Consider the following 18367-nt stretch of genomic DNA (forward strand, 5'->3'; position numbering starts at 1 on the left):
CGGCTCCTCCTTTTTGTGCCTCTTCTTTTCATGGACAGCCAGGCAGTGCGGAACGGCTGAGCGACGCCAATAATACGAGGCTGCGGGCGCTACGGACGCTCCTGGAGCAGGTCGGCCTCCCGGTCTTTGCTCCAGGAGCGGGCATAGAGGCCAAGGGTGGCCTCGTCCGGTACCGCAAAGCCAAGGCGGTTGAGCAGCTCGCTGCTCTGATACATGGTCAGCTGCTGGGCACTTCGACTGACTCGTTCCTTGTCCGCGCGGTACAAGTATGCGTCGATGGCCCGGGACCACTTTTTCCGCCAGTTTTCCACCGCCGGTTCCGAAGCGGTTGCCGCCATCAGACGGTGGGCAGAAACGGTCCGGGGAGCCAGACGGGTGATAAGGGCCTCGCGTCTTTGTGCAGCCTGCGGGCCGAAGTGCCCGGTACTCCTGCGCAGGTGGCTGTCCCAGTAGTAGTCCCAGGAGATGCCTCTGCGGTCAGGCCAACCGGCCGAATGCGGCCCGGACATCATTGCGTGGCAGGTATCAAAGAGCAGCAGCGACGCCAGAGTGGCACGGCTGTTGACGGCGGGAAAGCGGGACAGCGCCCAGGCGGCAAGGGCGGAGGACACCTCGCAGATTTCCGCTGCCAGGTGAAGGCCCTCCACTCCGCCGTATTTGGCCAGCGCAGCCTCAAAACCTGGTGTGTCGGTCGTCTTTCCCCAGCGGGTGGGAGGGGGAGCAGGCGGATGGTCGGAAATGACGATCGCACCCATCTCCCCATGGGACTGGTCAACCAGCGCCTGGGCGAATGACCGCAGGCGGTCAAAAGCGGCCGGCGGAGCAAGGGCGCCGAAATTTACGGATGGCGCAGCCAGGTTTAAGGAGCGGGTATACGCCCACCGTTCGGCACCCCAGACCTGGGCCTGCGCAGCGAGCGGCGTCACAATACGACAAACCACCGCGTCACAGAGTTCCCTCGTTTCAGGCTGAATCGTCAGCAAGCACCACACGGTTTCGTCGTTTAGCCGCCTGGAACCGGTGCGGGCAATCAACTGACTCATCGTTCTCCCAACTTTGGGCGGATCTGCCGCTGACGTTGCCGGCGATGGATAACCTTTCCGCTGTAATCAGCGTCACACGCATTCGACAGATACGGCTGATTTACGACTGCAATCAGGTGAAGATTGTGAAACAAATTGCCAAAGTAATCCACGTGTGCTCGGCTGCCGGGTTCTTGGATGAGGCACCACCGCTTCCCAGGATTCCTTGTGGATGGGTGGGAAGGTCAAGGACGGCCAAGCCCTTGCCACCTTGTTATATGCTCCCAATGGATGCGTCGCAGCCGGATGCGCCAGCTTTCCCGGAGGGAATAACTCAAAGATCGAGAGGTCAATTGCCCAAACAAAGCAAGTGTAATCACACGCCAACCAGGCCGCCGTCGACTCAGGTTCGATCGGTGAAAACCGGATGACAGCAGGCTCATGGGTTCCGGACGCCGCTGCATTTCTCAGCAGCGACCTCAGCAGTTCTTTCGGCGGGGTTGAGTTTCAGATTGCACCGTCACAGGACTTTGCGAGCTCCGGCATCGCCGTGTCCTGGACCGACGGACCGCCCCTCTATGCCGTCGAAATCGTCGTGGCCCGGTCGGCCTGCCGGTTCGAGCTGCTTCATTGGGGCGTCCAGACTTGTCAGGTCGCGGGCATCGTGACCAAAAGGCGCACTATGAGCCCGCACGCCGAGGCAAAGATCCTGAGTTTGCTGGCGGATGCCCTGGGAACGCATGAACTGGATGCCGAGCAGGTCCATCCAACCCCGCCGCTCCTGACTCTGCAGGATGACCGTTGCGAAATGGGAACGCTCCCGGAATTCCTGGACCGTCTCTTTGAGCAAATGACCTTTTGCCGGGAATGCCCCGCTCCCACCTCGGGCGGAAATGTGCTGTGTCCCTGCATCAAAATCCGCTCCCCGCGCTGAGTTTCCGTTATGGTCGGCCCCGGGACCGTTAGGAATCCGTAAGGATCCGGAACAGCACCCCTGACAAGGGCTCTAATCGTCAAGGCGCAACATGCGCCCATGCCGCCTGTCCGGTGGTTTGAGAACGATTTGATCCTTGGGGGTCCCCTTGCAAGATGCAGTATTCGTGCTGGGCATTGCGGCGTTTTTTGCCGCATTGTTCCTGAGCATCCGGGCGGTGGAGAAGCTGTGATCTTCTTCGATTTCCTGGCCCTGGCCTTGGCAGCGGCAGCCGCCTTCTACCTGTTGGTGGCATTGATCCGGCCGGAGCGGTTCTGATGGGGGTCTGGCCCGCAGTGGCCTCTTTCCTCATTGTTGCCCTGCTGCTGGCGGCGCTCCACCGCCCCCTGGGCGATTACATGGCCCGTTTCTATACCTCCACCAAGGATCTCGCCATTGAGCGGGGTTTCTACCGCGTCATCGGCGTCAACTCCGGTTCCCGGCAGTCCTGGCAGTCGTACCTGCGCAGCGTCCTGGCCTTCTCCGCCGTCGGCATGCTGCTCCTGTACGCGCTGCAGCGCACCCAGCACCTGCTGCCGGGCTCTCTGGGCCTGCCGCCGGTGCCACAGGGGCTCGCCTTCAACACCGCTGCTTCGTTCGTCGCCAACACCAACTGGCAGTCCTATTCACCGGAAGTAACCATGGGCTACGCGGTGCAACTCGCCGGACTGGCGGTGCAGAACTTCCTCTCCGCCGCCGTCGGCCTGGCCGTTGCAATGGCCCTGGTGCGGGCTTTCGCGGCGCGCAGGGAAGACACGATCGGCAACTTCTGGACCGACATGACCCGCTCGGTGCTGCGCCTGCTCCTTCCGGGCGCGTTCCTCGGCGCGCTGGTGCTGCTGATTGGCGGGGTGATCCAGAACTTCAGCGGCTTCACCGAAGTGGTGACTCTCAGCGGCGGCATGCAGACCCTCCCGGGCGGTCCGGTGGCCTCACAGGAGGCCATCAAGCTCCTGGGCACCAACGGCGGCGGGTTCTTCAATGCGAACTCCTCCCATCCGTTCGAAAACCCCTCGGCCTGGACGAACCTGGTCCAGATTGTGCTGATGCTCGCCATTCCGTTCAGCCTGCCTCGCACCTTCGGCACCATGCTGGGCGACCGGAAGCAGGGCTATGCCATCCTGGCCGCGATGGGCGTGATCTTCACCGTTTCGACCGCAATCATGACGGCACTGGAATTCTCCGCAGCCTCCGGCGGCGCGGGCTCCATGGAAGGCAAGGAGCAGCGCTTCGGCATTGCCGGCTCCACGTTGTTCGCCACCACCAGCACCGCCACCTCCACCGGGGCTGTGAACTCCATGCATGACAGCTTCAGTCCGCTGGGCGGGATGATGGCCATGCTCAACATGATGCTCGGCGAAGTTGCACCCGGCGGCGTGGGCTCGGGCCTCTACGGCATGCTGATCCTGGCCCTGGTGACCTCCTTCATCGCCGGCCTGCTGGTCGGACGCACGCCGGAATACCTCGGCAAGAAGATCGGCCCGCGCGAAATCAAGCTGGCCAGCCTCTATCTGCTGACCATGCCCACCCTCGTCCTGGCCGGAACGGCACTGAGCTTTGCTGTTCCGGGCATCCGCGAGGATGTGCAGGACACCTCTATCCTCAATCCCGGCCTGCACGGCTTCAGCGAAGTGCTCTACGCCTTCACATCCGCGGCCAACAACAACGGCTCGGCGTTCGCCGGGCTGACCGCCAACACGCCGTGGCTGAACACCGCCCTGGGCCTGGCGATGCTGCTGGGCCGGTTCCTGCCGATGATCTTCGTGTTGGCGCTGGCCGGCTCACTCGCCGCCCAGGACCGCGTCCCGGTCTCCGCCGGAACACTGCCGACACACCGCCCGCAGGCAGTAGTCATGCTGTGCGGCGTCACCGTCATCGTGACTGCCCTGACCTTCTTTCCCGTACTCACGCTGGGTCCCCTGGCGGAAGGGTTGCTCTGACCATGTCCACAGTGACAAAACACTCCCATCCCAACCAAATCGGCGGAACGGCCTCCGAGCCGTCCGGTGACGGCCCCAACTCCCACGGACCCGATGCGCCAGAGCGGACATCCGGCAGCGGCTTTTCCGCCGCGCAGCTGACTGCCGCATTCCCCGGCGCGCTGCGCAAGCTCGATCCCCGCGTCATGTGGCACACCCCGGTGATGTTCATCGTGGAGGTCGGGGCGGCGCTGATTACCGCCATTGCCGTGGTGGAATCCTTCACCGGCGGCGCCGGGACCTCCGGCGGCAGCGCCGTCCCGGGTGCCTTTACCTGGCTGATCGCAGCCTGGCTCTGGCTGACCGTCATCTTCGCCAACCTCGCCGAAGCCGTAGCCGAAGGCCGAGGCAAGGCGCAGGCCGCCTCGCTGCGTGCCACCCGCACCACCACCCCCGCCCGGCGCGTGGCCGGCTATGACCCGGCCGGGGACCCCTCGGCCTCCCGCGCCACGGTCGAGGAAGTGGCCTCCGCTGACCTGGTGCTCGACGACGTCGTAGTGGTCACCGCCGGCGGGATCATTCCCGGCGACGGCGACATCATCGACGGCATTGCCTCCGTGGACGAATCAGCCATCACCGGCGAATCCGCCCCGGTGGTCCGCGAATCCGGCGGCGACCGCTCGGCCGTCACCGGCGGCACCCGGGTCCTCTCGGACCGCATCGTCGTGCGTATCACCAGCAAGCCCGGAGAAACCTTTGTGGACCGGATGATCCGCCTGGTGGAAGGGGCAGCCCGGCAGAAAACGCCGAACGAGATCGCCCTGGACATCCTGCTGGCCACCCTGTCGCTGATCTTCCTGGTGGTGGTCGTGACGCTGAACCCGCTGGCCGGCTACGCCGGTGCCGCCGTCAGCATTCCCGTCCTGGTGGCGCTGCTGGTCTGCCTGATCCCCACCACCATCGGGGCGCTGCTCTCGGCCATCGGCATCGCCGGCATGGACCGGCTGGTCCAGCACAATGTGCTGGCCATGTCCGGCCGCGCCGTCGAGGCCGCCGGGGACGTCACCACCCTGCTGCTGGATAAGACCGGCACCATCACCTACGGCAACCGGCAGGCTGCCGCCTTCATCCCGGTGGCCGGGGAGGACCGGAACGAACTCATCCGGGCCGCCGTCCTGTCCTCGGCCGAGGATCCGACGCCGGAAGGCAAGTCCATCGTGGACCTCGCCGCCGGAATGCTGGCCGGGAACGGTGCCGGCCAGTCGATGCCCGTCAAGGACGCCGACGCCGTCAGCGTCCCGTTCACCGCCCAGACCCGGATGAGCGGACTGGACTCTGCGGACGGGTCCCAGATCCGCAAGGGCGCCGGGTCGGCCGTCCTGGACTGGTGCTCGGAAAGCGGCGGTATCGAGGTGGATGTCCTGGCCGACCTGACCTACCAGGTGGATAAGATCTCTGCCGGTGGCGGCACCCCGCTGGTGGTTGCGGTCCGCGACGCCGACGGCGGCAGCCGGATTCTCGGCGTCGTGCACCTGAAGGACGTGGTCAAGGACGGGCTGAAGGAACGCTTCGCCCAGCTGCGCCTGATGGGCATCCGCACGGTCATGATCACCGGAGACAATCCGCGCACCGCCAAGGCGATCGCCGCCGAGGCCGGTGTGGATGATTTCCTGGCCGAAGCCACCCCGGAGGACAAGATGGCCCTGATCCGCAGGGAACAGGCCAGCGGCCAGCTGGTCGCCATGACCGGGGACGGCACCAACGACGCCCCGGCACTGGCGCAGGCCGACGTCGGCGTGGCCATGAATACCGGAACGTCCGCCGCGAAGGAAGCCGGCAACATGGTGGACCTGGATTCGGATCCCACCAAGCTGATCGACATTGTCCGGATCGGCAAGCAGCTGCTGATCACCCGCGGCGCCCTGACCACGTTCTCGATCGCCAATGACGTGGCCAAGTACTTCGCGATCATTCCCGCCATGTTCATGGGCGTGTTTCCGGGACTGGCCGTCCTGAACGTCATGGACCTGCACTCGCCGGCCTCGGCCATCCTCTCCGCGGTGATCTTCAACGCACTGGTGATCATCGCGTTGATTCCGCTGGCACTGCGCGGCGTGAAGTACCGCGCGGCGAACGCCTCCGGGATCCTGACCCGGAACCTGCTGGTCTTCGGTGTGGGCGGGGTGGTGGCACCCTTCATCGGGATCAAGCTCATCGACCTCGCCGTGTCCCTGATTCCGGGGTTCTGATGCAGCAGCCGCACGCAGGAAATCCAACCAACCAACCGACTAATTCCCTCAACCATGGAGCAGCATCATGAGTACCGCACGCACCTCCGCCCGGCAGTTGGGAGTGGCCATCCGCGCTGTCGCTGTCCTGACCCTGGCCCTGGGCATCGTCTATCCGCTGGCAGTCACCGGCATCGGGCAGGCGGTGGCAAATTCCCAGGCCAATGGGTCCCCAGTGTCCGCTGACGGAACCACCGTCGGTTCGGCCCTGATCGGCCAGGACTTCACCGATGACAACGGCGCCGCCCTGCCCCAGTGGTTCCAGTCCCGGCCCTCCGCTGCCGGTGACGGATACGACGGCGGTGCCTCCAGCGGCTCCAACCTCGGCCCCACCAACCCCGACCTGGCGGCGGCCATCGAGGAACGACGTTCGGCGGTTGCTGAATTGGAGGGGGTCAGCCCGGATGAGGTGCCCGCGGACGCCGTGACTGCGTCGTCGTCGGGCCTGGATCCCCACATCAGCCCCGCATACGCCCGGCTCCAGGTGAACCGGGTGGCCGCCGAGCGCGGGCTGGACCCGGACGAGGTGCTCGCCCTGGTCGAATCAGCTGTCCAGGGCCGGGCCGGGGGAGTGCTGGGCGAGCCCGTGGTCAACGTGTTGAAGCTGAACTTTGCGCTCTCGGAGCTGGACACTTAGGAGATGACACGAGGACAACTCCGGGTATTCCTGGGCGCTGCGCCCGGAGTCGGCAAGACGTACACCATGCTCGAAGAGGGGCGCAGGCTCCGCAGCGAGGGATATGACGTGGCGGTGGCGGTGGTGGAAACCCACGGCCGCGCCGCCACGGCCGCCATGGCCGAGGGCCTGGAAACGGTGCCACCGGTTGTGGTGGACCACCGCGGACTGGTCCTGTCCGAGCTGGACCTGGCCGGGGTCCTGGACCGGAGGCCGGACTACGCGCTGGTGGACGAGCTGGCTCACACCAACGCCCCCGGCCTGGCCCACGCGAAGCGCTGGCAGGATGTGCAGGCACTGCTCGACGCCGGCATCAACGTCCTGTCCACGGTGAACATCCAGCACATTGAATCCCTGAACGACGTCATCGAGCAGATCACCGGTACCGTGCAGCGGGAAACGGTGCCGGACTCGGTGCTCCGGGCGGCCGACCAGGTGGAGCTGGTGGACATTGCCCCGCAACTGCTGCGCGGGCGGCTCTCGCAGGGCATCATCTATCCCTCGGGGCGGGTGGACGCGGCGCTGTCGAACTATTTCCGGCTGGGAAACCTGACCGCCCTCCGGGAACTGGCGCTGCTGTGGCTGGCCGACGAGGTGGACAGCTCCCTCAAGCGCTACCGGGCCGAAAACGGGATCTCCAACAAGTGGGAAGCCCGGGAACGGGTGGTGGTCACGCTGACCGGCGGCCCCGAGGGACAGACCCTGCTGCGCCGGGGCGCGCGGATCGCCGCCCGGTCCGCTGGCGGCGAGCTGCTGGCCGTGCATGTGACCAGTCCCGACGGGCTGCGGGACGCCCATCCCGGCGAGCTCTCGGCCCAGCGGGCCCTGGTGGAGAAGCTCGGCGGCACGTTCCACCAGGTGGTGGGCGGGGACGTTCCGCATGCCCTGGTGGACTTTGCCCGCGGGGTGAACGCCACCCAGCTGGTCATCGGCGTCAGCCGGCGGCCCCGGCTGGCGGCGCTGCTGACCGGTCCCGGCATTGGGGCGACCGTGGTGCGCGAGTCCGGGGACATCGACGTGCACATCGTCAACCATGCCGCTGCCGGCGGCCGGGCAGTGCTGCCCCGGCTCGGCGGCGCGCTGACGATGCGCCGCCGGCTCTGGGGCATGGCCCTGGCCCTGGCCGGCGGACCCCTGCTGACCTGGTTCCTGGTGGCGATGAGCACGCCGTCCTCCATCACCGGAGACGTCCTCAGCTACCAGTTGCTGGTCATCCTGGTGGCGCTGGCCGGCGGCATCTGGCCGGCATTGTTTGCCGCCCTGCTCTCCGGGATCACCCTGGACTATTTCTTCATCCAACCCCTCTACACCGTCACCGTTGCCACCCCCGAGCATGCGCTGGCCCTGATCCTGTATATCGTCAACGCCGTGCTGGTGAGCTTTGTGGTGGACCGCGCGGCCCGGCGGTCCCGCACCGCCCGGCGCGCCGCCGCCGAATCGGAGCTGCTCGCTTCAGTGGCCGGCAACGTGCTGCGCGGCGAGGACGCGCTGGCCGCCCTCGTGAGCCGTACCCGGGAAGCGTTCAACCTCACGTCCGTGCGCCTGCTGGCCGACGGCGTGGAGCTGGCCGCTGCGGGCACGCGTCCGCCGGCCGGAACTGGCGACAACGAACCGGCCGGATCTGCCGGCAATGGGCCGGCGGGGAATGCGGGCGCTAAGCCGACGCGCCTGCCGGTCGGTGACCGGGCCGAGCTGGAACTGTACGGCCGCGACCTGGAGGCGGCGGACCGCCGGCTGCTGGCAGTCATCACGGCACAGCTCGAGGCGGCCATGGACTTTGGCGACCTCACCCAAACCGCCGAAGGGCTGGGTTCCCTCGCCGCCACCGACAAAGTCCGCACCGCCCTGCTGGCCGCCGTCGGGCACGACCTGCGCCGTCCGCTCACCGCCGCCACAGCGGCAGTCACCGGGCTGCGCGCGCCCGATGTGCAGTGGAGCGAGCAGGACCGCAGTGAGCTGCTGGCCACCGCTGAGGAATCCCTGGCCACGCTCTCGGACCTGGTCACGAGCCTGCTGGACGTCAGCCGGCTGCAGGCCGGGGTGCTGGGCATCAGCCTGGCCCCGCTGGAAACCGCCGAAGCAGTGCTGCCCGCCCTGGAAGAACTCAATCTGGGCCCGGCCGAAGTGGAGCTGGAGATTCCGGCGGACCTGCCGCCGGTACTGGCCGATTCCGTACTGCTGCAGCGCGTCCTGGTGAACCTGCTGGCGAACGCCGTCCGGTTCTCCCCGCCGGGAAGCAAAGTGGTGCTGGCCGCCAGCGCGTTTGCCGGCCGCGTGGAAGTGCGGGTCATAGACTGTGGGCCGGGAATTGCTCCGGAACGCCTGCAGGATGTTTTTGTGCCGTTCCAGCGCCTGGGGGACACGGACAACCTGACCGGCCTGGGCCTGGGACTCGCCCTGGCCAAGGGCTTCATGGAGGGAATGATGGGAACGCTGGAAACCGAGGACACCCCCGGCGGCGGCCTGACCATGGTGCTGTCGCTGCCCGTCGCTGCCGGGGCACCCGTGACGGCAGGAACACCGTGAAGATCCTGGTGGCCGACGACGACGTCCAGATCCTCCGCGCCCTGCGGATCACTCTCTCCGCCTACGGCTACGACGTGGTCACCGCGGCCGACGGCGCTGCAGCGGTCCGCAAGGCCGTGGAGGCCCATCCGGACCTGATCGTGCTGGATCTGGGCATGCCCCGGCTCAGCGGGATGGAGGTTATCGAGGCCGTGCGGGGCTGGAGCCGGGCGCCGATCCTGGTCATCTCCGGCCGGACCGACTCCGCCGACAAGGTCCGCGCACTGGACCTCGGTGCAGACGATTACGTCACCAAGCCCTTTTCCACCGAGGAACTGATGGCCCGGATCCGCGCCCTGACCCGCCGCACCCCTGTCGCTCCGGAACAGAGCGAAGTGCTCTTTGGAGATGTCCGGGTGGACCTGGCTGCCAAGGCGGTGGCCCGGGTTTCCGACGGCTCAGCCATCCACCTGACACCCACCGAATGGCGGCTGATGGAGGCACTGCTCCAGCATCCGGGCCGGCTGATCAGCCAGCCCTCGCTGCTGGCCGATGTCTGGGGTCCAGGCACCACCGACACCGGCTACCTCCGCCTCTATATGGGGCAGCTGCGGCGCAAGCTCGAAGCGGACCCAGCCGCGCCGGTGCACTTCGTCACCGAACACGGCATGGGGTACCGCTTCGTACCTGCCGGGCAGGCCCGGTAGCCGCTACGAGAGGCTGTAGTTAGGAAAGGCTGTAGGCCCGCGGGAGCTTCATCCCGCGTTCCTCCATGACCGACCGCAGCCTGCTCGGGTAGTCGGTGATGATGCCGTCCACGCCCAGTTCGATCAGCGTGTTCATGTCGGCCTCCTCGTTCACCGTCCAGGGGATGACTTTGAGCCCTGCATCATGCGCCTGCCGGATCAGCTCAGGCGTCACCGTCGTGGCAATGGGGGAGAGGACGTCGTACCCCGCCGCCGCGGCAGCCAGCGCCACCGAACCGTTGTAATCGTCGATGTCGATGCCGCCCAGCTGGGGTGCTGCCCCCGGCTGGCCCACCTGCAGGGCAACGGCGTCCTCGGCCAGCGCCACGAGTGTCAGCTGCGGCGCGATCTCGGCGACCAGGTTCAAAGCGGACCAGTCAAAAGACTGGATCGTGGTGCGGTGCTCCCGTCCGGGAGCCTCCACTTCCGCGACCACGGCCCGGACCAGGGCCTCCATACCCGGACCGCCTTCCAGCCCATCTTCGACTTTGGTTTCCACATTGAACCGGATCTTCCGTGCGTCGTAGCTATCGGCGAGTGCATAGACATCCCGGAGTTCGGCAATCCGGTTGCCCTGCACCACTTGCTGCTCGGGGTAGCCCGGCAGCTGCTGGAAGCCGCAGTCCAGTGTCGCGACCTGTGCCAGGGTCAGGTCGGCCACCCGGTCACCTACATAGGGAAACTCGGGGTCGGCCGTGGTCGCCGGCGCGGTGTCCCGGCATTTCTGGGGCATGATCGTGTCGTCATGCCACACCACCACCCTGCCGTCCTCGGTCAGATGTGTATCCAGCTCCAGAGTGGTGACCCCCAGTTCCAGGGAGCGGGCAAAGGCGGTGAGGGATTCCTCCGTGTATTCGCCGCGCCCGCCCCGGTGTGACTGCAGGTCAAAGCGGTTCATATTGCCCTGCCACACGCCATCTCCGTGGCCATGTCCGTTGCCGTTGCCGTGGCCGTTGCCGTGGCCATGTCCGTTGCCATCACCGCCTTCGCCGTCACCTGCGCCGGCCCGCATCAGCTGCACCATCACGTCGAAGATGTGCGTGTTCTCATAAACCCCGGTCAGCAGTTCCGAACCCGGTCCGGTTGCTGTCAGGGGCACATCCAAAGCCGTGTGGCCGTCGGTGGTCCAGTCGACCATGAACTGCTGGGTGGAGTTGGCCACGGGCAGCGGTCCGTCCTCTGCGGACTGGCCGTCGCCGGATTCATCCGGTTCTTCCCCGGGTTCGGGCGTATCTACCGATTCGATGGTCAGGCCGCCGGTCTGGTGATCGCCGACCACGATCAGCAGGGTATCGCCGTCCTGCTCTGCGAATTCCTTGGCCAGTGCCACCGAACGGTCAAACTCAATACCGGAATCAATGGTGAGCTGGGCATTGTTGACGTGACTGAAGGCATCGATGCCTTCTTCCTCCACCATCAGGAAGAAGCCCTCGCCGGCTGTTCCGTTTTCCCCGCCGCCGTTCCCGGGATTTCCTCCGCCGTGGCGGGCTGCGTCGGCAACTCCGGTATCTCCGGCATCACCGGAATCCCCAGCCCCGCCACTGAGGATTTCCAGTGCCTTGGCTGTCATGTCCGTCAGCGGAACGGTCGGGGCGTACTGCTCCTGGGTCCCTTCGCCGTATTGGAACATCTCCTGGTTGGCGAACAGTCCCAGCACCTGCGGTCCTTCCGCCGACAGCAGTCCCTCGCGGTCCCATACGTATTCATAACCCAGGGACTGGGCCTGCTCCACCAGGTTTCCCTCCGTGCCGGCACTCTGCTCAGTGGGATCCTCAGTGGGATTATCGGGATACTTGCCCGGGTTCCCGGCCGGATACCAGTAGTCCTCACCGCCGCCGAGGATCACCTCGGGCCGGCTGCTCTCCAGGAACTGGCGGGCGATCGCGCTCTGCTCATCCCGGTCCAGCACATGGGATCCGAAGGCCGCCGGCGTCGCGTCGGTGACGTTGCTCGTGGTCACCAGACCGGTGGACATGCCCAGCTGTTCCGCCACTTCCAGTGCGGAGGTGACGGGTTGCTGATTGAGGTCCACGCCTACGGCCCCGTTGTAGGTCTTTACCCCGGTAGCCATGGAAGTGGCTGCGGCCGCCGAATCCGTCACGAAGGTCCCCGGATCCGCTGAGTTCGTATGCGCACGGCCGACGGCGGGCAGCGAGTCCATCGCCAGTTCGCCGGTCAGTCCCACCAGGGCCAGCCGGATCAGTTCGCGCTGCCCCGGGCCCATACCGTCCCCGACCATCAGGATCACGTTTCGGGCCGCGGGGGAGTCGTCGTCCTGCCCTCCGCCCCCGCCTTCCGCGTTCTCGTGTGTGAGGGTAGCCGGGTGCCGGCCGGCCTGCTGCATGCCGGTGACCGGTCCAGTTCCCGATACGACGACGACGGCGGCAATTGCCGCCGTCGTCACCGCCCGCAGGGTGTTGCCCGTGATTGTCTGTTTCACAGTGGAATCCCTTCAGAGTGCGATGCGGCCAGCAGTGTCCTGGCCGTTTGGGCACCCCCGGGCGTCCTCCGTGGGCCCCACAGTCTGCACCCGTCTCAGGGGTGTCAACCGTGGAGTGCGACCTTGCCCGGCGTCGTCTCCAATCCAAACCTCCATATAGCCGACGATCCTGAGCTGGCCCGTGACAGTCTTCGGGCGATCGGTCTGGCTGACCGGTACAACCGGATCTGGGCGCAGGACCGCAGCGGGGCGGCAGGGATACTCCGCGAGCTGCTTATCGGACTGGGTGAGGACAGCGAAATCAGAGCGCCGCTGTATCGGCGGGACAAGCTGGAGGCGGCGAAGCCGATCGCCATCGGCAACAACTCACCGTAGGGCGAAACTCGGTCATCGGCGCCGGTGCCGTTGTCGCCCGGGGCGTACCGGCAAACGTGGTGGTCGTGGGAAATCCGGTGCGCGTTGTGAAGGACCTCTAGCCGTCCGGCTCCTGGTCCAGCAGCGTGCGCAGTGTCCGCGCATTGCGGACGGCATGCCCCTCGCCGTCGTTGTTGAAATACACATAGATGTCCTTGGCGTGGGACTGCCATTCACGGATCCTCTCGGCCCACCAGCGCAGATCTGCGTCGCTGTAAGAACCCGCGTAGAGGTGCTCATGGTCCGGTCCGTGCATACGGACATAGACGAACGATGCGGTGGCTACGAGGTTGCAGGGCAGATGGGCACCGCTCATGACGGTGTAGGCGGTGTCGTGCCGGGCCAGGAGGTCGTAGACGTCCTGGGTTTCCCAGCTGGGATGACGGAACTCGACGGCGGTCTTGATCCCGCGGGGGAGTGTGGCCAGGAAGTAGTCCAGCCGCGCGTCGTCGCGTTCCATATCCGGCGGCAGCTGCACGATCAGGACCCCGGCTTTGTCGCCCAGCTCATTCCAGCAGCGGCTGATGCGCCCGATCCATTCCTCCGGCTCACGCAGTTTGCGGGCGTGGGTCAGTCCGCGGGGCGCCTTCACCGAGAACCGGTAGTGCTCCGGCAGCCGCTCCGGGTAAGCCGCGAAGGCCGGCTCCCGTGGCCAGCGGTAGAAGCTTCCGTTGTACTCCACGGTGTCGAATTCCGCAGCGTAGGTTTCCAGCCACCTCCGGTTCGGAAGCCCCCGGCGGATACAGCACGTTGCGCCAGTGGTTGTAGCTCCAACCGGAGGTGCCGATGTGGAATGCCACGGTTCCGCCCGGGTTTACTCGAACCGGGAGGTATCGCCGGTTCCGCGGCGCACGATTTCGGCTTCGCCGCTGGAGTAGTCGATGACCGTGGTGAGATCGGGGCCGCAGAAGCCTGAATCGAGCACGGCGTCCACCTGATGATCGAGGCGTTCCTTGATTTCCCAGCCATCAGTCAGCGGGTCCTCTTCGCCCGGCAGCAGCAGGGTGCTGGAGATCATCGGCTCGCCGAGTTCGGCCAGCAGCGCCTGAACCACCTTGTTCTCGGGGATCCGCACGCCCACTGTCTTTTTCTTTGGCTGTGACAGCCAGCGGGGCACGTCTTTCACTGCCGGGAGGATAAAGGTGTAGCTGCCCGGAGTGACGGCCTTGATGCTGCGGAAAATGTTGTTGTCCATCTGTACGAACTGTCCGAGCTGCGCGAAATCGCTGCACATCAGGGTGAAGTGGTGCTTGTCGTCCAAATGGCGAATGGACCGGATCCGATCCAAGGCGTCCTTGTTGCTCAGCTGGGCCCCCAAGGCGTAGCAGGAATCCGTGGGGTAGGCGATCAGCCCGCCGGAGCGCAGGATCGCGGCAACCTGCCCAATGGTGCGTTGCTGCGGGTTTTCCGGGTGAATATCAAAGTAGCGAGCCATGTCTTGAGCTTACCGCCGCGGTGCTGTTTCCATATGGCCCGGGGGTTGGTGCAGGACCCCGGCCGGACGAACGGTCAGAAGGGTGGAGGATCTCCGCTGTAATCATCGGGATCCGCTGCGCCTGAACCGACCGGGTTCGACATCGGTGGCTTGAATTCTCCGGGAGGCTCCGAATTGTAGGTCTCCGAGTTGTAGGTGAGGTGCGGTTCGGTGCGGTAGGTCCGCCCGCCGGGTGAGGTCCACTCGATAATTCCGGCTGCCGGTTGGCAGGCCTTCCAGAACCCTTCGGTTTTGAACATGTGGTGCCGCCGGCAGAGGTGCTCGAGATTGTCGTGATCGGTTGCCCCGCCCTGCGCCCACGGCCGGGTGTGGTCAATCTCGGAAATCACAGCATTCGACCGGCAGCCCGGGAAACGGCAGGTGCCATCCCTGGCCCGCAACCAGCGCTGCAGCCCGGCGGGGACTTTCCGCCTTCGACCAACCCGCAGGATCTCGTCGGTCACCGGATCCCGCTCGACCGGAGTCCATTTCGCTGCCTCCCGAGCCATCCGGCGGGCGGTTTCCGGGCTGATGGGTCCGTAACCGTGCAGTTCCGCGGGCTGCTCGTCGGCGCCGAAGAGGGTTTCCGCATTAATCAGCACCAGGATCTCGGTCCGCGCGCGGGCCCTTGCCCTGTTACGGGTGGTCCGCCCGATTGTCTTGCCGCCGGTCGTCCCGCTGCCAGTCTTCCTGCCGCCAACCCCCTTCTCACCACAGGATGGTCCGCACGAGGTATCCCGGCCACCACGGTCCAGCAGCAGATCCTCGAGAATGTCTGCCCGCAACTGATCCACCATCCGCGGGTCCCCGGCGGACCGCTCACCCCGGGCCGCCTTCGAAAGCTGAGTGAAGATCGCTTGCGCCTTCTCCGCGGGCAACGACGCAGAGAGCCAGGACATCCCGTCACAGCCCGGATCCAGCACCACACGGCGCTTCTCAAACGCCGTGCGCTGCCGCTTCTGAATCGTCTCCGGATACTTGCTCTCCCGCAGCCGCCGGGCCTTGACCCGAAACTGGGAACCCGTCTGCCCCGCAACCGCCACACCCAACAGCTCCGCCTCAAAACCCGGCAGTTCAGCGGCGGGAATGTTCTGCGACTGATCCAGCACCGTCTGCACGTGTCCGTAGCTCAGCGCCCCGGACTCGAGCTTCACCAGTGTGGCGGTGTGAGTTTCGCAAAGCGTACCGGCTTCGTTCATCCGCATCGCCGCGGTCCCCGTGGGAATCCCGAGGATGGTCGCGGCTTCCTCGGCGGCGAGACTGAACGCCAAACCCGGCTCAAGTTTCCCTGATGCAAAGAACATCTCGTCCCGGAAGATACCCTCGATCCGGTGCAGGACTTTCGCCTGCTGCGCCTGCACCCACCGGCCCAGCTGATCCAGCCGCGTCAACACCACCCCGGCCTGGTCCTGATCCAGGACCTCGACACCCTGCAGGACCAGAGAGCCGGTGAAGGAATCCAGGCCAGCATCGAAAACCGACCGGCTGCGCGCCGCGGCAGCCTCACCCACCGCACCACCGTCCGCCGCACCACCGCCCGCGACACGACCGCCGTCGTCGCCGCCCGCGTTGGTGCCGGGAAACCTGCTGTCCTCTTCCATGTCTTAAGGCTTTCATCTGCCTCTGACATTTCCGGCCCGAAAAGAGCCCGAAACAGGCCAAAACAGCCCCTTTCCGGGCCCGACCGATACCCGTCTTTCTGCAGCGATTACCTGCCCTCCGGCGTCGTTACCTGCGGTCCCGCAGCCTTACTCCGAGCGGTCCCTAACGGCGGCATACAGCAGCATGTCCCGCCGCTCTCCGGCGATTTCCTGATGGCTGCGGAGGAGCCCTTCACGGTGAAACCCGGCATAGTCGGCACTACGAACGGAGGCAAGATTCCACGGCTCAATGTAGAGCTCAACCCGGTGGAGCTCAGGGATGGTCCAGGCAAACTCCAAGAGGGCCAGCAATGCCGAGGCGGCAAAGCGCTGACCACGGGCACTGGCGACCACGCCGTACCCTGCCTGCGCACGCCCCTGGCCCAACTCACGCGTCCAGAACCCGATCTGTCCCACCGATCGATCCGTCCGGGCCTCGGCGATGGAAAACGAGAATCCCGTCCCGCGGACGTGGTGCTGACGCTGCCGTTCCACCCAAGCCAGAGCTTCCTCCCGTGACGCCCGGAGAGGAAGCGTGCCGATCGTCGGAACATAGGGATCCGTGGAAAGTTCCATGGCCATCGCGGCGTCGTCATCGTGAAACCGGCGCAGCAGCACGCCGGCATGGCGGGGGTCAGGCACTGGCCATGACGGAATTTCGACGGCGGTTTCCATAGGCACACCCTTCCACACCATGCAGACTCCAGGCGCCCGCACAGGCCCACAACACCGGTCCCAGCCGAAACGCCGGAACCGGTGCTGGCAAGGAAGCCAGGGGAACGGGGGGGGGAACTAGTAGAGCTTGATGCTGCCGCCGTCGGCCATCAGCGTCTGGCCGGTCAGGTAGCGGGACTCGTCGCTGGCCAGGAAGGCCACGATCGGAGCAATGTCGGTTTCAGGATCGCCCAGGCGTCCCAGCGGCACACCGTCGACAACTTCCTGGTATGCCTCAGGGAAGGCCTTGCTCCACTGCACAATGCCAGGCGTCAGCGCGATGGGACTGACGACGTTCACGCGGATGCCGTCCGCTGCCCATTCGTTGGCAGCAGTGCGGCTGATGGCGCGGATGGCTTCCTTGGCTGCTGCATAGGCGACCTGGTTCGGCAGGCCCTTGATGCCGGCGCCGGAACCGAAGTTGATGATGCTGCCGCGGGTCTTCTTCAGTTCCGGATGGGCTGCCTGCATCAGGTACAGCGTGGCCATGGTGCCGGTGCCGAAGGACAGGTTCCAGATTTCCGGAGTGGTTTCCAGGATCGGAGCCTGCTTCGATGCGTGGGCGTTGTTCACCAGGATGTCCAGGCCACCGAAGCGGGCGACGGTTTCGGCAACGATTTCCGCAGCACTCTCCGGCAGTGAAATGTCCTTGCGGATGAAGATCAATTCGCCGCGGTCCGACAGATCGGCCACTAGCTTGTCGCCCTGGGCCTGGTCGATGTCCACAACGACAACTTTGGCCCCCTCAGAGAGGAAGTGGCGGACGATGCCCTGGCCGATGCCGCCGGCACCGCCGGTGATGATCGCGGTCTTGTTGTTCAGCTTCACGGTTCTTCTTTCTCTCAACCGGACGTCGGGTGCTGCGTCCGGACATTATCGGAAATGCGCGCCTGGAGGCCGCGCAGGATGGTGTCCACGGCAAAGTCCAGCGACTGGCGGGAGGCATCAATGGTGATGCCGCGCTCCCGGAACCGGGCGGCCAGGGTGCCTGCCGGAGCGCCGTCGCCGGCGTCAAGGGGCACGACGGCGTTGGGCCGGGTGGGGTGGTGGCGCCCCGGGCCGGGATTGGCAGCCAAGGCGAGGCTGGAGGCACCGATCACTGCTGCCGAGACACCCATGACGGAGTCGAAACACTCGTCCTCCGCCAGGCCGGCATCATGCAGCGCCCGCAGCAACTGCTCGAGGCCGGAAGTGGGAGCCATGTCCAGAAGCCGGCTTGGTCCCAGGACAATCTGCAGCAGCCACGGATGGCGTGTAAAACTGTCCCACTGTGCCAGCGCCAGATGGCGGAGCATTTCCTGCCACGTCGCGGGCGGCTCGGGAAGCAGGGCGGAGCGCCTGCCCACCCGGGATGCCATCGCCAGCAGCAGGGCCTCACGGCTTTCGACATGCCGGTAGAGGGCCATCGCGGAGACTCCCAGGGAGTCAGCGATGCGCCGCATCGACACGGTTTCCAGCCCTCCGGCGTCGGCCAGCGACACGGCGCAGGCGGCAATGGCTTCGGCGTTAAGGGGCTCGCGCACCTGGGGGCCCGACGGCGGAAATGTCATGTTTAC

Annotated in this window: 15 protein-coding genes and 1 pseudogene; 8 read left to right on the forward strand and 8 right to left on the reverse strand. The window is 66.0% G+C overall.

The window, feature by feature from the left end; all coding sequences use genetic code 11:
- Positions 1–89: 89 nt before the first annotated feature.
- Positions 90–926, reverse strand: a complete 837-nt coding sequence (locus tag KKR91_RS08660; RefSeq protein WP_210228703.1) for a lantibiotic dehydratase C-terminal domain-containing protein — start codon at positions 924–926, stop codon at positions 90–92.
- Between the two features lie 523 nt (positions 927–1449).
- Here KKR91_RS08660 and KKR91_RS08665 point away from each other — a divergent pair.
- From KKR91_RS08665 to KKR91_RS08695, 7 genes are all read left to right on the forward strand, one after another.
- On the forward strand, positions 1450–1956 hold the full coding sequence (locus KKR91_RS08665) for a hypothetical protein (protein ID WP_210228704.1): 507 nt from the start codon (positions 1450–1452) through the stop codon (positions 1954–1956).
- A 228-nt stretch (positions 1957–2184) separates the two neighbouring features.
- Positions 2185–2274, forward strand: a complete 90-nt coding sequence (locus tag KKR91_RS08670) for a potassium-transporting ATPase subunit F (protein WP_210228706.1) — start codon at positions 2185–2187, stop codon at positions 2272–2274.
- A complete protein-coding gene (kdpA, locus tag KKR91_RS08675; RefSeq protein ID WP_210228708.1) occupies positions 2274–3935 on the forward strand; it encodes a potassium-transporting ATPase subunit KdpA in 1662 nt (553 codons plus the stop codon). Before KKR91_RS08670 ends, kdpA begins: the two co-directional genes overlap by 1 nt.
- A gap of 2 nt (positions 3936–3937) precedes the next feature.
- Positions 3938–6163: a potassium-transporting ATPase subunit KdpB gene (kdpB, locus tag KKR91_RS08680; RefSeq protein ID WP_210228710.1), complete on the forward strand. Its 2226-nt coding sequence runs from the start codon at positions 3938–3940 to the stop codon at positions 6161–6163.
- Between the two features lie 67 nt (positions 6164–6230).
- Positions 6231–6839, forward strand: a complete 609-nt coding sequence (gene kdpC, locus KKR91_RS08685; RefSeq protein WP_210228712.1) for a potassium-transporting ATPase subunit KdpC — start codon at positions 6231–6233, stop codon at positions 6837–6839.
- 3 nt (positions 6840–6842) lie between these two features.
- Entirely contained in the window at positions 6843–9404 is a 2562-nt protein-coding gene (locus KKR91_RS08690) for a DUF4118 domain-containing protein (RefSeq protein ID WP_210228714.1), read from the forward strand.
- Positions 9401–10090: a response regulator gene (locus KKR91_RS08695; protein ID WP_210228716.1), complete on the forward strand. Its 690-nt coding sequence runs from the start codon at positions 9401–9403 to the stop codon at positions 10088–10090. The genes KKR91_RS08690 and KKR91_RS08695 overlap by 4 nt, the downstream gene beginning before the upstream one ends.
- 19 nt (positions 10091–10109) lie before the next feature.
- Here the strand turns inward: KKR91_RS08695 and KKR91_RS17030 are convergent, their stop codons facing one another.
- Positions 10110–12569, reverse strand: a complete 2460-nt coding sequence (locus KKR91_RS17030) for an alkaline phosphatase (protein WP_237687319.1) — start codon at positions 12567–12569, stop codon at positions 10110–10112.
- A 123-nt stretch (positions 12570–12692) separates the two neighbouring features.
- Between KKR91_RS17030 and KKR91_RS08710 the strand changes: the two genes are divergently transcribed.
- Positions 12693–12944 carry a maltose acetyltransferase domain-containing protein gene (locus KKR91_RS08710; protein WP_237687320.1) on the forward strand — a complete coding sequence of 84 codons (252 nt, stop codon included), beginning with the start codon at positions 12693–12695 and terminating at the stop codon, positions 12942–12944.
- 97 nt (positions 12945–13041) lie between these two features.
- Here KKR91_RS08710 and KKR91_RS08715 read toward each other — a convergent pair.
- The 6 genes and pseudogenes from KKR91_RS08715 to KKR91_RS08740 form a co-directional block, all read right to left on the reverse strand.
- A pseudogene (locus KKR91_RS08715) lies at positions 13042–13783 on the reverse strand (DUF72 domain-containing protein).
- A gap of 14 nt (positions 13784–13797) precedes the next feature.
- Entirely contained in the window at positions 13798–14418 is a 621-nt protein-coding gene (locus KKR91_RS08720; protein WP_210228718.1) for an L-threonylcarbamoyladenylate synthase, read from the reverse strand.
- 74 nt (positions 14419–14492) lie between these two features.
- Entirely contained in the window at positions 14493–16058 is a 1566-nt protein-coding gene (locus tag KKR91_RS08725) for an HNH endonuclease signature motif containing protein (protein WP_210228721.1), read from the reverse strand.
- Between the two features lie 147 nt (positions 16059–16205).
- Positions 16206–16739: a GNAT family N-acetyltransferase gene (locus tag KKR91_RS08730; RefSeq protein ID WP_237687321.1), complete on the reverse strand. Its 534-nt coding sequence runs from the start codon at positions 16737–16739 to the stop codon at positions 16206–16208.
- 150 nt (positions 16740–16889) lie between these two features.
- The gene (locus KKR91_RS08735; RefSeq protein WP_210228725.1) at positions 16890–17639 is read right to left on the reverse strand and encodes an SDR family NAD(P)-dependent oxidoreductase; all 750 of its coding nucleotides are present in this window, start codon (positions 17637–17639) and stop codon (positions 16890–16892) included.
- A gap of 14 nt (positions 17640–17653) precedes the next feature.
- A complete protein-coding gene (locus KKR91_RS08740; RefSeq protein ID WP_210228727.1) occupies positions 17654–18361 on the reverse strand; it encodes a TetR/AcrR family transcriptional regulator in 708 nt (235 codons plus the stop codon).
- Between the last annotated feature and the right edge of the window lie 6 nt (positions 18362–18367).

Origin of the sequence: Arthrobacter jiangjiafuii, assembly GCF_018622995.1 — a bacterium.
GTDB lineage: Bacteria > Actinomycetota > Actinomycetes > Actinomycetales > Micrococcaceae > Arthrobacter_B > Arthrobacter_B jiangjiafuii.